The organism is Streptomyces sp. LUP47B (assembly GCF_001746295.1).
In the GTDB taxonomy this organism is placed as follows: domain Bacteria; phylum Actinomycetota; class Actinomycetes; order Streptomycetales; family Streptomycetaceae; genus Streptomyces.
Genome location: NZ_MJAH01000001.1, coordinates 728,943 through 745,225, shown reverse-complemented (window position 1 = coordinate 745,225; position 16,283 = coordinate 728,943). Strand labels below are relative to the sequence as shown.

Below are 16,283 nucleotides of genomic sequence, written 5' to 3'. Positions count from 1 at the left end.
GTTGTCAAAGGCGGTTAAACGGATGCCTCGTTCGAGGTGATGACCGCATGTGCTTCGGTGGGGCGTTGCGGGGCCGCAGAGTCTTTTGCGGGCGTGGACTTCGCCAGCCACAGGCCGGTGAACACGGAGGTGACCAACGTGACGGTGCCGGCAGCGAGGAAGGCGCTGTTGAGGCCGGTCTCGAAGGAGGCGCCGCCGGATTGCCGGGTGCGGACGACGGCTCCGAGTACCGCCACGCCGAGCACCGCGCCGATCTGCCGGGTGGTGCTGCTGATGCCTGAGGCGAGGCCGCCTTCCTGCGGGCTGACTGCTTGGATGGCGGCGCCTGTCAGTGGGGACAAGGTCAGGGCGAAGCCGATGCCGGCGAGTCCCAGCCGCCACCACACGTTCCCGTAGCCGGTGTCGGCGTGCACCATGCCGAGCGCCAGTAGTCCCAGGCCGGCCAGGGCCAGACCGGTGGTGACCACGATGCGGAAGCCGTACCGGGCGGCGAGCCGGCCCGCGTACGGGCTGACGATCACCATGGCGAGGGATACCGGCAGGGTCTGCAGGCCGGCGCGCAGGATCGAGCTGCCCTGGACGTACACGAAGAACTGGGAGAAGAAGAACGACGATCCCATGAGTGTGAACCCCACCACGGTCATGGCGCTGTTGGACACGGTGAACAGCCGCTGCCGGAACAGCCGCGGCGGCAGCATCGGTGCGGAGCGATGCGCTTCGACGGCCAAGAAGGCGGCGAGGAGGATCACCGCGGCGGTGAAGCTGCCCAGGATGACCGGTGAGGTCCAGCCGCGGGCGCCGCCCTCGATCAGCCCGTAGGTCAGCACACCCACCGCCAGAACGGACAGCACCGTGCCCGGGATGTCGATCGCGGGGGCGCTCGGATTGCGGGACTCACCGAGGTGGCGCAGGCCGACCAGCAGAAGGACCGCGCCGATGGGCAGGTTGACCAGGAAGATGGCGGGCCAGCCGAAGGCTTGTGTCAGCACGCCGCCGGCCAGGGGGCCTGCGGCCAGACCGATTCCGCTGAATCCGGCCCACAGCCCGATCGCCTTGATCCGTTCCTGCGGCGCGGGACAGGCGGCGGCGAGCAGGGCGAGCGAGGCAGGGCTCAGCGCCGCGGCCCCGATGCCCTGGAACACCCGGCCGGCGACCAGCCAGCCGAGCGAGGGCGCGAGGCTGCACAGCAGCGACGCGGCGGTGAACACCGCCACGCCGGTCAGGTACACCCGCTTGCGGCCGAAGCGGTCGGCGAAGACACCGCCGGACAGCAGCAGCATGGCGACCAGCAGAACGTACGCGTCGACGATCCATTGCAGACCGGTCAGCTGAGTGTGCAGCCGGTGCTGCATATCGGGCAGTGCCGCTCCAACGATCGTGTTGTCGAGCAGGACCATGAACTGGCCCAGGCAGGTCACCGCGAGCAGCACGGCCCGGTTCGGTCGACTGCCTGAGGTCGCATGCGTTGCAGCCATGGGATTCCCCCTCAATCGGTAGTTGCGCCCGGTCACGGCCGATGCGGGTGGCGATACACCTCAGCGACCTAAAGCAGTCAGCGACTGCGTTAGGTGACTGTACGAGGTCCTGCACCCTAAACGCAAGTCCCAGCTGCGTTAAGGTGGGATGCATGAACGAGCAACAGCGAGCCCGGCGACCCGGTGGGCGCAGCGCCCGCGTCGGCGCGCAGGTGCACCAGGCCGTCACCGACCTGATCAGCGAGCGCGGCTACGGCAACTTCACCGTCGGCGAGGTCGCAGCCCGCGCAGGCGTGGCCGACAGCAGCATCTACCGCCGGTGGGGCAGCCTGGAAACCCTGCTCACCGACGTGGCGCTCACCCGCCTCAACGCGCAGTCGCCGATGCCCGACACCGGGAGCCTGGCCGGCGACCTGCATACTTACGCGGCCCAAGTGGCCCGCGAGATCACCGGCCCCGACGGTCCGGCGGTCCTGCACCTGGCCTTCGCCCTGTCGAGCAGCGGTCAGCAGGGCCTGCAGGCCGGTGCCGCACTCCGCGCCGAACGCACCCGGCAACTGCAGGCCATGCTCGATCGCGCCCGCGACCGTGGCGAGCCCGCACCCGACGCGTTCGACGTGCTGGACCACATCCTGGCCCCGATGTACATCCGCGTCTTGTTCGGCATGGTCCCGCTCACCCCGGAGTACATCGACGGGCTGGTCGACCGATTGCTGTGACCTCAACCCGGTTCCCGCGATCAGCCCTCGGACGCGGTGGCAGGGCTCCGTGAGGCGCTCACCGCCGGGCGTTCACATACGCGGGCAGCGGCGGTCCGGGTGACGTCATCGGCGGGCGTGCCGCGGCGAGCAAAGTCTTGTTCGGGTTCGGGTTGAGTTGCGGTTGATGCGCCAGGAATCGTCGTCGTGCAGCGCGTGCCGATCCGCCACTCGGCGTTCGACCTCTACCGGCTTCGGCGCCCGCACGGCGGCAACGGCGCGATGGGTGACGGCAGTTGATCTCCAGTAGGTCGATGATGCGGAGCTGGGTGCCGGGTCGGCAGCGGGGGCAGGTGTGCGGTCGTCACTCGAGCGCCCCGGACTGCTCGGGGCGCTCGTCGGGGTCCGCACGGACGCTCCGCGCCAAGGGCACGTCCCCGGTGCCGTAGCGGCGCAGCAACCACACCCCGAACGTGACGTGGAAGACGTACACGGACACCTGCCACCAGTCCGGCGCCGCACCCGGCGAACGGATCTGGAAGAAGTCGTCCAGCCCGTGCACCACGACCATCGGCCACACCGACCCGATCGCGAAGCGCAGCCCGGCGCAGACGAAGCCGAACAGAGCGGCGGAGAGCATCTGCCAGAGCGTGTCGTCCAGAGGCGCGCCGAAGAACAGGTAGTTCTGGACGTGGCCGACGCCGAAGAGGAAACCGACACCGATCGCGGCCCGCATCGCACCTAGCGGGGCGAGGATTTGCTGCACCATCCCGCGGCTGTAGATCTCCTCGTTGATGCTCACCCACAGCAGTGAGATCAGAGCGCTGGCCACCACGGCCGTACTGCCCTCGATGCCTGCAACGGCGTACGAGCAGGCCACGACGAGCATCGGCAGCGCCAGCCACCAGCGCCGCAGCCGGCCCAGCACCGCGACGCCGCTGGGGCGTAGCCACCCCCACCGGTGCAGGACGCCCCAGACGCCTGCGAAGCAGAGCGCATTGACCACGGTGGCACCCAGGTCGGGGAACCAAGACGGGGCCATGGGAGGCAGGATCACCTCGGCGAGCAGCACCAGCACCACATGCCAGGCGAGCGTGAACTCGACGGCCCCCCAAAGGGGATGGCGGCTTACGTGGCCTCTCCACCGACGCATCACCCGCTGAGCGTAACCGCCGGCACCCGCTCGTCGCCCCGGGCTTCCAAGACATCAGCGGGGCCGTACCTGGAGCGGCTGGCACCACCGCGTCACGCTCGCTGGGGGTGGGCAAGAGCCTTTCGTAGTGCTGCTGTTCGTGCCACCGGGCCGGTCCCGGCATGGCGGGCGTCGGTGCGAAGAGCGTGATCGCGGGCCTTGCTCTGATCCTGAACGGCCTGGTGCACCGTACTGGGGTGTAGGGAGTCGACTGGCCCCGCCGGAAAGGCGCCAGATAGGCACTGGCCAGGTGTGGGGTAACTCAAGGCGGGCTGACCCGGCAACGGGGCGAGTAAAAGACTCGGCCCCACTCCTCCGCGCGGCTACTGTGCTGCTGACAGATCGTTCAGCGACGAGGGAGTTGAGTCGTGCGGACCACTTCGCACCCGCCGTAGGTACCTCTGGAGAGCCCAGAGGGCCCTACGGAGGCTCTCGATGTCCAGGACTGTTCGCACGACTCCCTTGCGACGCCGCGTCCAAGACGGCGCATCGGAGTCCATGTCCCTGTACGACCTGCGCTACACACACGCTGAATTGGCCCAGGCCGCCCGCGCAGGCCGTCGCCCTGCTCCGACGAAGACGCTGCGCCGGATCACCTCCTGGCAGCCGAGGGTGCTTGACTGCAGAGACGGCTCGCTCGCCGTCGAGATTGCTACGGCAGAGGGTCGGGCCCGGCTCCAGGGCCGACTCGGAGCCCAGCGCATCCGCGGACTGCACCACGCCGGCCACGACATGGACGACGTGGACATCCCTCCCGTCCGGCATCGTCACGGTGGGCTCTGGCATGCCTGATAGACCCGAAGCCCCAAGGATCGACCGCACGTGCAAGCACCGTGAAGCTCATGGCCGGTTGAGGCCGAGTATGCGCGGCGCCCGCTCGGGCACGGCCGGCTCCGCGAGCAGGCCCAGCAGCCGCGTCCGGTCCGCATCCAACAGCAGCCGCTGACAAAGCCGTTGACAGGGCGCACCAGCAGCCTGATCGCCGTTCTGTTGGGTCGGACGCTGAGCCGGCACAACCAAACCCCGAGCGACACCGGCGGATGCGCGAGGGACACGGCGCGTGTGAGCGCCGCTTGGTGCGGTGCGGGGCCAAGCGGATGGGCTGGTATCAGGCTGCCTGGGCGGTCAGGACGGCCCTGGCCGCCAGCCGGAGATTCCTGATCATCGGATTCGGGTCGTCCTTGCGGCTGACCAGGAGGACCTGGCTGGGGGGAGCGCCCTCGATCGGGACGGTGACGAGGTGGGGACGTAGTGAGCTACGCCGATCACCGACCGGCAGCACGGCGATCGCCCTGCCACTCGCGACGAGTTCGAGCTTGTCCTCGTAGCTCTCGATCGGCGGCACGCCGGCCCCCAGGATCCGGTAGGAAGCCCAGTCCGCGGTCTCGAACGCGCATGGCGCCGCCTCCTCGTCGGCCAGTTCTTCCGCGGTCACCGACGTGCGGTCGGCCAAGGGATGGCCGCGCGGGACCACGAGCATCCGGGGCTCCTCGTACAGCGGCGTGGTGAACAGGTCGTCGTCGGCGAGTGGCAGCGGGGCCCGTGCGATCAGGGCGTCGACGCGCTTGTCGGACAGCGCCCCGACGTCGCGGCAGCTCAGATGCCGGGTGGCGATCTCGGCGTGCGGGTGACGGCGGCGCAGTTCCGCTACGGCGGTGGTGATCACCAGGTCTTCGACGTAGCCGATGGCGATGCGTTCGGTCTCGGCTTCTTCACGCACGGCCAACTCGGCGTGGCGGGCGGCCTGCAGCAGGGCTTGGGCCCGGGGGAGGAACCTCTCCCCGGCCGGGGTGAGGCGGGTGCCCTGGGGTGTGCGGTCCAGCAGTCGTGCGCCCAGGTGTTTCTCGAGCCGTTGGATCTGGCGGCTCAGCGCCGGCTGTGCCACGTGCAGGTCGGCGGCGGCCCGGCCGAAGTGCTGGTACGCCGCCACCACGGTGAAGTAGCGCACCAGCCGTAGTTCCAGGTCCTGTCCGAGATCGTTCACTCCTCCAGCGTACGTGTCATGCCGTTTCGGAATGATCAGGTTGCCGAACAGGTCTTGGACGGCCGTGCCGTCCTGGCCCTTGACTGAAGGAGCAACGTTTCCCCGAGAAAGTGACAGGCGTGATGAAGGCGATCCAGTTCCACGAAGCGGGCGGGCCGGAGGTTTTGCAGTATGACGAGGTGCCGGTTCCCGAGATCGGCCCGGGGGAAGTGCTCGTCCGGGTGCATGCGGTGGGCATCAACCCGCCGGACTGGTACCTGCGTGAGGGAATGAAGGTCATGCCGGCCGAGATGCGGCCGGCGCTGGAGTATCCCCTGATCCCCGGAACGGACATGTCGGGCGTGGTCCAGGCGGTCGCTCCGGACGTGCTGGGGTTCGCCGTCGGTGACGAGGTCTTCGGCATGCTGCGGTTCCCCGGATTCGACGGCCGGACGTACGCCGAGTACGTGGCCGCGCCGGCTTCGGACCTGGCTCACAAGCCGGCCGGCATCGACCACGTGCAGGCGGCTGGGGCGCCGATGGCCGTGCTGACGGCCTGGCAGTACCTGGTGGATCTGGGCCACGACGTGCCGTCTCCCTTCACCGGCCAGGTGCACCGGCCGGTGCCGATCACACCAGGGATGACCGTGCTGGTCAACGGGGCCGCCGGGGGAGTGGGCCACTTCGCGGTGCAGCTGGCGAAATGGAAGGGGGCACACGTGATCGCGGTGGCCTCGGGCCGGCACGAGCAGTTCCTGCGCAAGCTGGGCGCCGACGAGTTCATCGACTACACGAGGACGCGGGCCGCGGACGTGGTCAACGGTGTCGACCTGGTGATCGACACCGTCGGTGGCCAGGACAGCTCACGCTTCCTGACCGTGCTCAAGCGCGGCGGCACCATGCTTCCGGTGTTCTTCGCCCAGTACGACCCGGAAGAGACGGCGAGTCTGGGCATCACTGTCTCGAACATTCAGGTGCGCTCCAACGGCCCCCAGCTCGCCGAGATCGGGCGCCTGTTCGACGAGGGGAAGCTCCAGGTCGGGGTGGACAGCACCTACCCGCTGCGCGAGGCGGGCAGCGCGCACGCGCGGGCAGCGCAGGGCCACATCCAGGGCAAGATCGTACTGACGGTGGCCTCGTGATCGCCGAACTCCAGCAGGCGGTGGCGAAATACGCCCACGCCCTGGACGAGCTGAATGTGCCCCAGCTGGAAGCGGTCCTGACCGAAGACACCACCTGGACCTTCACGATGCCCGGGCGGGGAGTGGTCGGCCCGGTCGCCGGACGTGTGGCGGTGCTCGACTTCATCCGTGAGGGACACACGGCTCAGACCGGAAAGGTGTGGCACCACCTGGGCAACGTCGTGGTCACGACGACCGACGCCGCCACCGCTGAGGTGCGGGCCTGCCTGGTGCAGACGAGGAACACCGGCGAGAGCATCCAGATGATCTCGACCGGGGTCTACACATTCGGCCTGCGCCGGTCCGACGGTGGGTGGCGGATCGCCGAGCTCACCCTGACGTTGGACAACGACCTTTAGGGCGGGGCCAGTCGGTGCGTCCGGCGGATCATCGGGTGGCTCCGCCGATGCCCGATGCCGACGTGGGGCCGCCCATCGTGGTGGCCACTCGTGGTGCTTCGACCACTTGACCCCAAGTGGACCGGACAGTCGTGACAGGGACGCTGAGCCTGGCGTGAGCCGCCCTGCTAGAGCAGTCGCCCGAGAGGGCGGTATGTGAGTGCATAGGTGATTTGCGCCTTGCGGGATTTCCGCTGGCGGAGTGCCTGGACGGTGGGCCTCGGACACGGGGTTCGGTTTCGCGCCTCACCGTCCACACCAGATGCATCAGGTGACGAGGCCGGCGCTGATCAGCCAGATGTGTTCGCAGGTCGAAGATGCCTTTTGCAACTCCTCGCGTGACTCTTGCGAGGCGTGGTAGAACGTCCGCTCGATCATCCAGCACAGGGCGCGTGCCATCGCCGACGCTTGCTCTGGTTCGGTGCCGGCCTCAACGCCGGCTCGTTCCAGGACGGCGGCGATGGCCGTGATGAACAAGTCAGCTGTGTGGCTCCACAGCTCGCCGATCTCCGACACGGTCAACGACAGGTCGATCGCCGTGCGCATGACCAGACCGTGCTCGTTCCACAGCTCGACCGTGCGCCGCATGGCTGCTGCGATGGCCTGGCGTGGCTCGTCGGTCTGCGCGGTGGCCCGGGACCGCTCCCACAGGTGCTCAACGGTGCGGGCCACGAGCGCCGTGACCACTTCTTGCTTGGAGCCGAAGTAGAAGTACAGGGCGCCACGTGTGATGCCGGCGCCCTGCGCGATGTCGCCAACGGTCATGGCGTCATAGCCCTGTTGCGCCAGCAGAGCTTCGCAGGTGTCGAGGATGGCCCGCTCCCGGACGTCACCCTTGCGTTCGGTGGTGCGTCGGCTCCGTGCGGGGTGGTGGTCGGGCATCAGAGCTGAGCGCCCTCGGCGAAGTCGGTGGTACGGGAGAGCGTCTCCCATGCGCGGATGTCCTCGTCCACGGCCGTGCGCGCGGCGGTGACCAGTCGCAGCGCGTCCGAGCCCAGGACGAGGTGGGCCGGCGGCTGGTCGACCGACGCGATGTGCACGACGGCGTCCCCGGCCTTGGCCGGATTGCCCAGCTGGTTCCCGCTGGCCTTCTGCCGCGCTTCACGGATGGGGGTGAACAGCTCGTCGTAGTCGTCGATGGACCGCGCGGTGCGTGTCATGGACCGTCCGGCCCAGTCGGTGCGGAAAGACCCGGGTTCGATCGCCGTCACGTGGATCCCGAATTGTGCGACCTCCTTGCCCAGTGCCTCAAGGATGCCTTCCAGGGCGAACTTGCTGCCGCAGTAGGCGGACATGCCGGGCACGGCCATCAGCCCGCCCATGGAGGTGACGGCCATCAGGTGTCCGCGGCGGCGCCGGCGCATGTGGGGCAGGGCCGCCTGCAGCGTGGCCACTGTCCCGAATACGTTGACCTCGAACTGCCGTCGCACGTCGGCCGGCGGCGTCTCCTCGAAGGTGCCCTCCAGGCCGTAGCCCGCGTTGGCGACGACGACATCCAGGGGGCCGACGCTCTGCTCCACCTCCGTGATCACACTCGAGACGGCGGCGTCGTCGGTCACATCCAGGATGCGGCCGTGAGCGTACCCGGGTTTGAGCTCTTGGAAGGCCCGCAGGTCCTCCTCGGAGCGGACCGTGCCGACGACGGTGTGCCCGGCGGTCAGGGCGGCTTGGGCGAAGGCACGTCCAAGGCCCGTGCTGACGCCGGTGATGAGCCACTTCTGCTGCTGCACTGCTCCTCCAGAAAGGTCTCGCGAGGAGCTGGACTGCCCCCTCACCCAGAGATTCTACACAACGTCGAATTTTATCAACGCGATGTTGATTCTGTCGCCCCGACGGCATCATGCTCAGCCGACGTCAATCCGGTCCCTCACCGACCCGCAGGCGCACGCCGCTGTACGCACTGACTGGTGAGCTGCAGGTGCTGTCCTGCGATGTCACTCCGGCCGGCACCGCCCGCATCCGGCGGATCCTGGCCCGTCATGCTCTGGCGTCGCGCTCCTCAGTCAGCCATGTCCTGAGAAGGCGGGATGAGGGCTGATGGGGTGAGCGGGCAGGTCGTGGTGACACAGGGTGGCTCAGGTCGGTCTTGTAGGACTTGCGCTCGCTCACAGCAACCAGCCCAGCACGCCCATCGCCGCCGACCGGCCGGGATACCGCACTGCCACACATTCAGGTGACGCCAAATCACCTATGCACTCTCATACCGTCCTCTGAGCCACAACACGGCAAGGCCGTAGGCAACAGCCGACACGGCAAGTCCCGCGAGGACCGTGGCGGTGTACGCCCGGTCGGGCAGCGTCTGCCTGAAGAACCCGAACGTGACGTCTCGGGTGATGAGGAATGCTGCGACGGCGGCGAACATCGCACCTGCCGACTGCCGGGTCCACCGTCCCGGCCTGGAGGCGACGCGGCCATCCGGGCGAGGAACAAAAGGATCTGTCACCCGTCACTTGTACCGGTCCCGACGCGACTCAGCATTGGCCGGACCAAGCCCGACCCCGTCGTTGAGCACGCACCGCACAACCGGTGCTTGGTCGGCGGCGCCCGCGCTACCGCACTGGCTCCGCCGCATGAGTGTCCGTTGGGAGATTCCGCGGGCGACATCCACCACGGCTTCGTCACCCTTGGCCGCGCCGTCATCCGGCGGCGGCGACTGCGCACCGCACTCTGTCGGGGCCAAGGGGGGCGAGCCCCCAGGTGATGGACTGCTCGATGCGGCGGAACGCATACGTGGCAGTCGGGCTCGCGCAGCCTCACATACGGGATCTCAGTACGTCGACCTCACAGCCCGGTGCGAACGCGTCGAAGCCGTGCTCGATCAGCCAGCGAACTCCCAGCAGGCTGCGCAACGACCACCACGCGCGGATCTCGTCGAGGTCGATGTCGGTGCCGTAGCCGGCGATGACGTCGTCGAGGTGTTCCTCGTGTCCGAGCGTGAGGGTGGCGAGGTCGAACAGCGCATTACCTTGGCCCGCTTCGGACCAGTCGATGATGCCGGTGACCTCGTCGTCGTCGACGAAGACGTGGTCGATCTGCAAGTCGCCGTGCGTGAACGCCGGCGTCCACGGCCGGAGGGCGGCCTCGGCGACCTGGCGGTTACGGGTGACAAGGTCGGCGGGCAGGACACCGTTCTTCACGAGCAACTCGCACTCGCCGTCGAGTTCCGCCGCCAACTCGTCGGGATCCCGGCGGCGCCGGCCGCGCCAGGGCGGCAACGGTGCGTCGTGCAGCTTCCGGATGGCGGCGCCCGCCGCGGCCCACGCCGCCGGCGACGCGGTCGACGGCTCGCCCAGGCGGCCGAGCGCCGTCCCCGGGACCGCGGCGATCGCGAGCACGGGCGGCTTGCGCCACAGGACCTGCGGGGTCGGAACCGGCGCGAGGGCCATCGCCTCGACCTCGACGTCGATGCGTGCCTGATCGGTGTCCACCTTCAAGAACACGTCGCCGACGCGCAGGGTCGCACGCTCGGAATGGGCGACGACGACTTTGACCTCATCCATGGGCGACCAGTATCCCGGGGACGGTCGCCGACGTCTCCGGGTTTTACCGCGTGCGATGACGCGGCTGACCGCGTCCCGCAACCCGGCGGCCTCGCGCCCGACATCGACCTCTGACCAGGTCAAGCCCACCACTGTGAGGAGGAGTCCTTGCGAACCTCAACCTCACCAGGATGCTCACTCTGGCATCCGCGACTTCGTTGGCGGCAAGGGGAGTTCGTGAGCAGGCGCAGTGGATGTGCGGATCCGGGAGGCGAGTTGCATCACGGGAGTGTGATGACGGCGATGCTTTCTGCCTGCGCGACGGCCAGCCGGGTGCCGTCGGGGTGAAGGGCAGCGACGGGAGAGGGGACGGCGCTGACGCCGAAGCAGGTGGTCTTGACGGATACGCCGACCTCGGGCCATTCCGCAACGAGGCGCCCGGTAGCAGTGTCCAGCAGTCGCGGGTGGCCGAGGAGAGAGATCACGTGGTCGCCGCGGGGGAGGAGCAGGATGCCCGGTTCGGCGTCGGCGATCGGGTTGCGGTGGAGCCAACGTGTCTCGGACAGCGACCACACACCGAGGTGGCGAGGCGGAAGCGCGGACTCCTCTCCGTCGTTCCAACCTTCGGCCCCCGTCGCCAGTACCAGCCGATCTGCGTCGAGCCAGCAGCCCGCTGTCACCTCGCCGTCCATGACGGCCGTTGTCGGCAGCAGACCCTCGCCGTCCAGAGTGCCGGGGTCGGTGAGCGCGAGCGCCGTGTCGTAGACCATGGCGATCCCGAAGGGATGCCAAAACCATCCGACCGCCAGCAGGTGCCGGCCGTCGGGGCTCAGGCTGAGCCTGGAGTGGAAGACGTCCTGCGGCTCACGACTGCCGACCGTGAGCCGCTCGCCGCTCGCCGCGTCCTCGATCTGGAGCTCGTTGTACTCGTCGGGGCAGTGCACGACGACCTCGCGCCCGTCACCCAATGTGCCCAATGCGAGCGGGTAGTCGTAGTTCGGCGCCTGGTAGTCGCTACGGACCAGCTCTCGCACGACCCGTTCTCGTGCGAGCAACACCCCCTTGCTGCCGCGTTCCTGGTACACCGCGGAGTACCGCCCTGAGGCCGAGGTGGTCCCGGCATCGAACGGAGAGCTCCACGTGAAGACCGCCTTCCGCTCCACCCCGTCGAGGCCCCAGCGCCGACCACATTCGGAGACCAGTTCGTCGCCCTGCCACACCAGCGCTTTCGGCGTGGCCGTTACCGGTATCGACTCCACCGTCATCGATGCCCCCCATTCTGAGAACCTTGGACTGGCCCTTCGCGGGGAATGTACGGGATCCCATCGGCTGGGAAGCGGCCGGGAGCACACGGATGGCTCACCCGATAGCTCTCGGGCCACCGCCACGTCTGGCTTCTGACTGCCTCGCGGCGAGACGAAGCGAACTGTCAGGTACACGACGGCGAGCATGCCGCCTGCTCCTAAGTAGTTGGGGCTCGGGACTCACCCGCGTCTACGGCGAGAAACCGATCGGTATGTCAATCGTGAACTGATCGGTTTCCGCCCGCAAGTCCGAGCGGAGGGGCGCCGTTCGGCGTGTCCCTATGTCGGCGCGGCCGCCTTCCCTGTGTCCTGGTCGCGCACCTTGAACTCGTGAAGTCGTTGCGGTGGGGAACGGCCCGGTCCCGGCGAGGCAGGGTTCCTCGCGGTGACCGTCGCGCTGCATGGGCGCTCGGCCAACGCTCATACGTCCAGCACCAACCGCTCGCCTTTCGGTGCGCGCGAGACGCAGGGCAGCATGGCGCCGGCCGCGCGTTCGGTGGCGGTGAGGCGGCGGTCACGGTGATCGACCTGGCCGTGGGCCACCCGTAGCCGGCAGGTGCCGCAGAATCCCTGGCGGCAGGAGAACGGCAGGTCCGGCAGGGCCTCGTGGAGTACGTCCAGGGCGGAGCGGTCGTACGGCACTGGCAGCACGCGTCCGGTGTCGCCCAGCTGGAGTTCGAAGGGCTCGCCGTCCGTGATCGGGGCCGGGGCGAAACGCTCGAAGTGCAGGGCTGACGCGCGGCTGTCACCGAATGCGCGCCGGACACCGTCGATCATGGGCGCTGGTCCGCAGCAGTACACCGCTCCCGCCGCCGGGCTCATGTTCAGCAGATCGGCTGCTTCGGGCGCGCCGAACTCGTCGTCAGGGCGGATGGAGACCCGGCCAGGGGCTGCGGCTCCGAGATCGGCCAGCTCCGGCGCGAAGGGCATCGAGCTGCGGCTGCGGCCGGTGTGCACGAGCCTCCAGTCCAGCCCGCGTCGGGTGGCTTCCCGGGCCATCGGCAGGATCGGGGTGATGCCGATGCCTCCCGCGATGAGCAGGATGGATGCTTCGGCGGCGAAGGGGAAGGCGTTCCGGGGCCCGGTGATGGCGACCCTCGTACCCTCTCGGAGGGCGTCGTGTACCTCTGTCGAACCGCCCGCGCCGCCGATGATGCGGCGCACCGCGATGCGGTAGCGGTACCGGTCGGCAGAGTTGCCGCACAGGGAGTACTGCCGTTTGCGGCCGGAGGGCAGGTGCAGTTCGATGTGGGCGCCGGGCTGCCAGGGCGGGAGCATTGCCCCGTCGGGTGCTGCCAGCCGCAGGGAGACGACATCCTCGGCCTCCTGCTGCTTGGCGGCGACCACCAGTTCCCGGATCACGGGCAACTCGGTGGTGGGCGGGCGCCTGGGAGGAGTGCTGCGCCGCGCGAGGCGCGCGACCGCGTTGTCGCTGAAGGCTGCCAGCTTCTGCATGAAGGAGTCGCTGCGCGGCCTGCCGTACAGGTCCGGCGGTCGAGTGACGGGTGTGCCGAGGTCCATGGGATGCCTCACTGGTTGCTGGGTCATCGGGCAGCCGCTCGGGCAGCGGGTGACGCCGCCAGGTAGGCGACCGCCTGCTGGGTCGAGCCCTCCTGGGTGGGGTGGTAGCCGGGGCGGAAGTAGCGCAGAACCGAGCGGGCGAACGCGCCCGGCGGGGGCAACAGGTCCTTGCGGGCCGCGGCCAGGTAGTCGCGGAAGCGGACCTTGACCCGGTCGTCGACTTCGGGGTCGGCGCTCATCAGGAAGCGGACTCCACGGATCCACAGCCGGGTCAGCACCGGAGCGGTGACGAGCATGCCGACCACGCGGCGCCGGTACCCGGGATCGAGGTGCACCAGCAGGTCGAACGCGACCGAACGGTGTTCGACCTCCTCCGCGCCGTGCCAGCGGAACAGATCGAGCATCGCGGGGTCCGCGCCGGCCTGGTCCAGGTGTCCGTTGCTGAGAATCCAGTGACCCATGTAGGCGGTGAAGTGCTCGAAGGCCGCTATGAGGGCGAGCCGTTGGAGGAGGTGCGTGTGTGCGGCGGCCGGCGTCAGCTCCGGCCGGTCTCCGAGGACCCTGCGGAAGATCCATTCGGACTGCAGGGTGTACGGAGCCGGGTCCAGCCCCTTGGCGAGCAGGTGCTCCAGAACCTCCTGGTGCGCCTCGGCGTGCATCGCTTCCTGGCCGATGAAACCGCGTACGTCCTCGCGCAGCCGGTCATCGGTGATCAGTGGCAGTGCCTGCTCGAACGTGCGGACGAACCAGCGTTCGAGTTCGGGGAGCATGAGGTGGAGTACATCGAAGGTGTGGGTTGCGAAGGGTTCGCCCGGCAGCCAGTGCAGCGGGGTGGTGCTCCAGTCGAAGGTGACGTCCCGGGGTTGCAGCACCAGGTCGTGGTGGTCGATGGGCTCGGACTGACGGTGTGGGCGGGCATGTGCGGCTCGGAACATGAGAAGTTCCTCCCTCGGCGATCGGTGTGTGCGAAGGGGCGGTCAGGCAGTCGTCCAGTACTGCGGGTCTGTTGCGCCGTCAGATCGGTTGGTCGGTGTGGTCCGGAGTGCGGCGGGCGCCGTTTTCGACGCGGTGGGCGAATTCCGCGATCAGGGACGCGACCTGCTCGGGGTGGCTGAGCTGTGCCCAGTGCCCGGCGTCGATCGGGCGCCGTTGTATCTGGCCCGTCCAGTGCTCCGCTCCGTAGGACAGCACCGGGGTGACGCAGAAGTCGCGGGTGGGGATGATGAGTTGAACCGGGACGGTGGTTCGCCGGTCCCGGGGACGCAGCAGGCGGGGCAGCATGTTGGCGCGGTACAGCGCGGTGCCGGACGCGGCGTCGTGGGCCAGCGTCGGCGCGGGGTAGGGGGTGTTCCCGGGCACACCTTGAGAGCCGGTGAGGAAGGCGCGCCAGCGGTGTCCCAGTGCTCGCCAGGTCAGGGCGGGCAGGAGCGGGATATGGAAGTAGGCGATGTACCAGGACCGTGCGGCCTGCCTCAGCATCTTCGGCAGATCCGGATGCCGCGGCCGGAGGCGGGCCCGGATCAGGTGGCCGACGTGGTCCAGGCAGGGGCCGGAGATGGAGGTGAACGAGGCGAACCGCCCGGCCAGTCGGGTGCCGGTGACCGACTCCCAGGAGTGGATCGATCCCCAGTCGTGTCCGACCAGGTGCACCGGGCGGTCGGGGCTCACGGCGTCGAGAACCGCCTCCAGGTCGGCTTCCAGGCGGGACATCCGGTAGGCGCGCAGACCCCTTGGCCGGTCGGAGGCACCGGCTCCCCGCACGTCGAAGGCGGTGACGTGGAAGCGGTCGGCCAGGCGCTCGGCGACCGGGCGCCACACGGCGCTGGTGTCCGGATAGCCGTGGACCAGCACCACCGGAGGAGCCGTGGACGCTCCCCATTGGTAGGCGGCCAACTCCACGCCGTCAGCAGCGATGCGGCGGGCAGCCGGGCCGGTCATCGACCTTCACCGGAAGGGGTCAGTTCGCCGTAGTGCAGACCGCCGTGGAGGAAGCTGGGCCGCACCGGCCAGTGCCGCTTGAAGGGGGCCAGCTCCGAGGAGGGCAGGATCTGCAGCCAGCGCGGATCGCGTCGGCTGGGGTCGGCGAGGGTCTTCTCCTTGACCATGGAGTCGTACTGGTCGAGGGAGTCCTCCAGGGTGTTGGCGTTGGGCACCACCTCATGGCCGTAGAACGCGGCGTGGCGGCGCACCCCGGGGATGCGGGAGAGCTCGGGCTGCCAGTTGTCGGCCGAGATGCCGTTCTCGGAGGAGACCCACACCCCGTCGGGGGTGTTGAGTACCAGGGAGTGGTTGCCGTCCGTATGGCCGGGGGTCCACAGCAGGCTGACGCCGACACCGAGTTCGACATCGCCGTCGAAGGCGGTGACGCGCTCCTCTGGTACGCCGTCCATGCCTCCGTCGACGTACCAGGCCCACTGCATCGGATGCGTCGACTCGAAGGTGCCCAGCTCCCTGCGGTGTACCAACAGCCGGGCGCGCGGGAACAGCGCTTCACGGGGCGCCAGTTCGCCGGGAATGGCGCCGGTACTTCCCATGATCATGCGCACGTCCTGGACGTGCAGGTGGTCGAAGCTGACGTAGTCCACGTCCTCGGGCCGCAGACCGCAGGAGGGCAGGACGGTGTCCGGATCCTGGTAGTAGCGGGCGAAGACGTGCTCGGTGAGAAACTCCCCCCCCAGCCGCTTGAGCTGGGCGTAGAACGGTGCTTGAGCCGTTCCGGCGGCGACGGTCGGCTCCCACACCAGTGTTTTCGGCTCACCGTCGAAGCCGTCGAACTGCACGACGAGCATCCGGTTGACGATGCTCACGAACGGGTTGACGGCGAGAGCGGCACCGTGGAAGGCAAACCGGGTCGGGTACGGGGCGGCGGCGATGTCGAAACTGCGGACGGCGTGGATGCGGCCCTGCTGCACGAACCGCTCACGGTAGGAGGCCGCGGCGCTGCGCACGGCGCGCAGCCGGTCCCCGCGGGGCCATACGTCGTGGACACCTTCGAATTCGGGGATGGGACGCGGAGCGGCAACGTCCTGGGCCTTCTTCGCGCTGGGCGCCGGCTTGGGCGTGGTGGTCACG

The 16,283-nt window shown here is 68.9% G+C and carries 15 protein-coding genes; 3 read left to right on the top strand and 12 right to left on the bottom strand.

Annotation, left to right across the window (positions count from 1 at the left end):
* Nucleotides 1-14: 14 nt before the first annotated feature.
* Nucleotides 15-1,475, bottom strand: a complete 1,461-nt coding sequence (locus BFN33_RS03305; protein WP_069758294.1) for an MFS transporter — start codon at nucleotides 1,473-1,475, stop codon at nucleotides 15-17.
* Between the two features lie 152 nt (nucleotides 1,476-1,627).
* Between BFN33_RS03305 and BFN33_RS03300 the strand changes: the two genes are divergently transcribed.
* The gene (locus BFN33_RS03300) at nucleotides 1,628-2,194 is read left to right on the top strand and encodes a TetR/AcrR family transcriptional regulator (RefSeq protein WP_069758293.1); all 567 of its coding nucleotides are present in this window, start codon (nucleotides 1,628-1,630) and stop codon (nucleotides 2,192-2,194) included.
* 343 nt (nucleotides 2,195-2,537) lie between these two features.
* On the opposite strand, the gene BFN33_RS03295 is transcribed toward BFN33_RS03300, so the two are convergent.
* Together BFN33_RS03295 and BFN33_RS03285 are read right to left on the bottom strand one after the other, a co-directional pair.
* The gene (locus tag BFN33_RS03295; protein ID WP_069758292.1) at nucleotides 2,538-3,326 is read right to left on the bottom strand and encodes a CPBP family intramembrane glutamic endopeptidase; all 789 of its coding nucleotides are present in this window, start codon (nucleotides 3,324-3,326) and stop codon (nucleotides 2,538-2,540) included.
* 1,147 nt (nucleotides 3,327-4,473) lie between these two features.
* Nucleotides 4,474-5,349, bottom strand: a complete 876-nt coding sequence (locus tag BFN33_RS03285) for a LysR family transcriptional regulator (protein WP_069758290.1) — start codon at nucleotides 5,347-5,349, stop codon at nucleotides 4,474-4,476.
* 122 nt (nucleotides 5,350-5,471) lie between these two features.
* Here BFN33_RS03285 and BFN33_RS03280 point away from each other — a divergent pair, with 122 nt between their 5' ends.
* Nucleotides 5,472-6,470: an NADP-dependent oxidoreductase gene (locus BFN33_RS03280; RefSeq protein ID WP_069758289.1), complete on the top strand. Its 999-nt coding sequence runs from the start codon at nucleotides 5,472-5,474 to the stop codon at nucleotides 6,468-6,470.
* Entirely contained in the window at nucleotides 6,467-6,868 is a 402-nt protein-coding gene (locus tag BFN33_RS03275; RefSeq protein WP_069758288.1) for a nuclear transport factor 2 family protein, read from the top strand. The genes BFN33_RS03280 and BFN33_RS03275 overlap by 4 nt, the downstream gene beginning before the upstream one ends.
* A 306-nt stretch (nucleotides 6,869-7,174) precedes the next feature.
* On the opposite strand, the gene BFN33_RS03270 is transcribed toward BFN33_RS03275, so the two are convergent.
* The 9 genes from BFN33_RS03270 to BFN33_RS03235 all read right to left on the bottom strand — a co-directional run bounded on the left by BFN33_RS03270 (nucleotide 7,175) and on the right by BFN33_RS03235 (nucleotide 16,282).
* Nucleotides 7,175-7,789 carry a TetR/AcrR family transcriptional regulator gene (locus BFN33_RS03270; protein WP_069758287.1) on the bottom strand — a complete coding sequence of 205 codons (615 nt, stop codon included), beginning with the start codon at nucleotides 7,787-7,789 and terminating at the stop codon, nucleotides 7,175-7,177.
* Nucleotides 7,789-8,637 carry an oxidoreductase gene (locus tag BFN33_RS03265; RefSeq protein ID WP_069758286.1) on the bottom strand — a complete coding sequence of 283 codons (849 nt, stop codon included), beginning with the start codon at nucleotides 8,635-8,637 and terminating at the stop codon, nucleotides 7,789-7,791. The genes BFN33_RS03270 and BFN33_RS03265 overlap by 1 nt, the downstream gene beginning before the upstream one ends.
* A 458-nt stretch (nucleotides 8,638-9,095) precedes the next feature.
* Nucleotides 9,096-9,269, bottom strand: a complete 174-nt coding sequence (locus tag BFN33_RS53010; RefSeq protein ID WP_176742289.1) for a hypothetical protein — start codon at nucleotides 9,267-9,269, stop codon at nucleotides 9,096-9,098.
* A gap of 391 nt (nucleotides 9,270-9,660) precedes the next feature.
* Nucleotides 9,661-10,407 carry a phosphotransferase family protein gene (locus BFN33_RS03260; RefSeq protein WP_069758285.1) on the bottom strand — a complete coding sequence of 249 codons (747 nt, stop codon included), beginning with the start codon at nucleotides 10,405-10,407 and terminating at the stop codon, nucleotides 9,661-9,663.
* Nucleotides 10,408-10,667: 260 nt separating this feature from the next.
* Entirely contained in the window at nucleotides 10,668-11,651 is a 984-nt protein-coding gene (locus tag BFN33_RS03255) for a hypothetical protein (protein WP_069758284.1), read from the bottom strand.
* Nucleotides 11,652-12,110: 459 nt separating this feature from the next.
* Nucleotides 12,111-13,211, bottom strand: a complete 1,101-nt coding sequence (locus tag BFN33_RS03250; RefSeq protein ID WP_069758283.1) for a PDR/VanB family oxidoreductase — start codon at nucleotides 13,209-13,211, stop codon at nucleotides 12,111-12,113.
* A 23-nt stretch (nucleotides 13,212-13,234) separates the two neighbouring features.
* The gene (locus BFN33_RS03245; RefSeq protein WP_069758282.1) at nucleotides 13,235-14,146 is read right to left on the bottom strand and encodes a metal-dependent hydrolase; all 912 of its coding nucleotides are present in this window, start codon (nucleotides 14,144-14,146) and stop codon (nucleotides 13,235-13,237) included.
* 79 nt (nucleotides 14,147-14,225) lie between these two features.
* On the bottom strand, nucleotides 14,226-15,149 hold the full coding sequence (locus tag BFN33_RS03240) for an alpha/beta fold hydrolase (protein WP_069758281.1): 924 nt from the start codon (nucleotides 15,147-15,149) through the stop codon (nucleotides 14,226-14,228).
* Nucleotides 15,146-16,282 carry a hypothetical protein gene (locus BFN33_RS03235; protein ID WP_069758280.1) on the bottom strand — a complete coding sequence of 379 codons (1,137 nt, stop codon included), beginning with the start codon at nucleotides 16,280-16,282 and terminating at the stop codon, nucleotides 15,146-15,148. The genes BFN33_RS03240 and BFN33_RS03235 overlap by 4 nt, the downstream gene beginning before the upstream one ends.
* Between the last annotated feature and the right edge of the window lies 1 nt (nucleotide 16,283).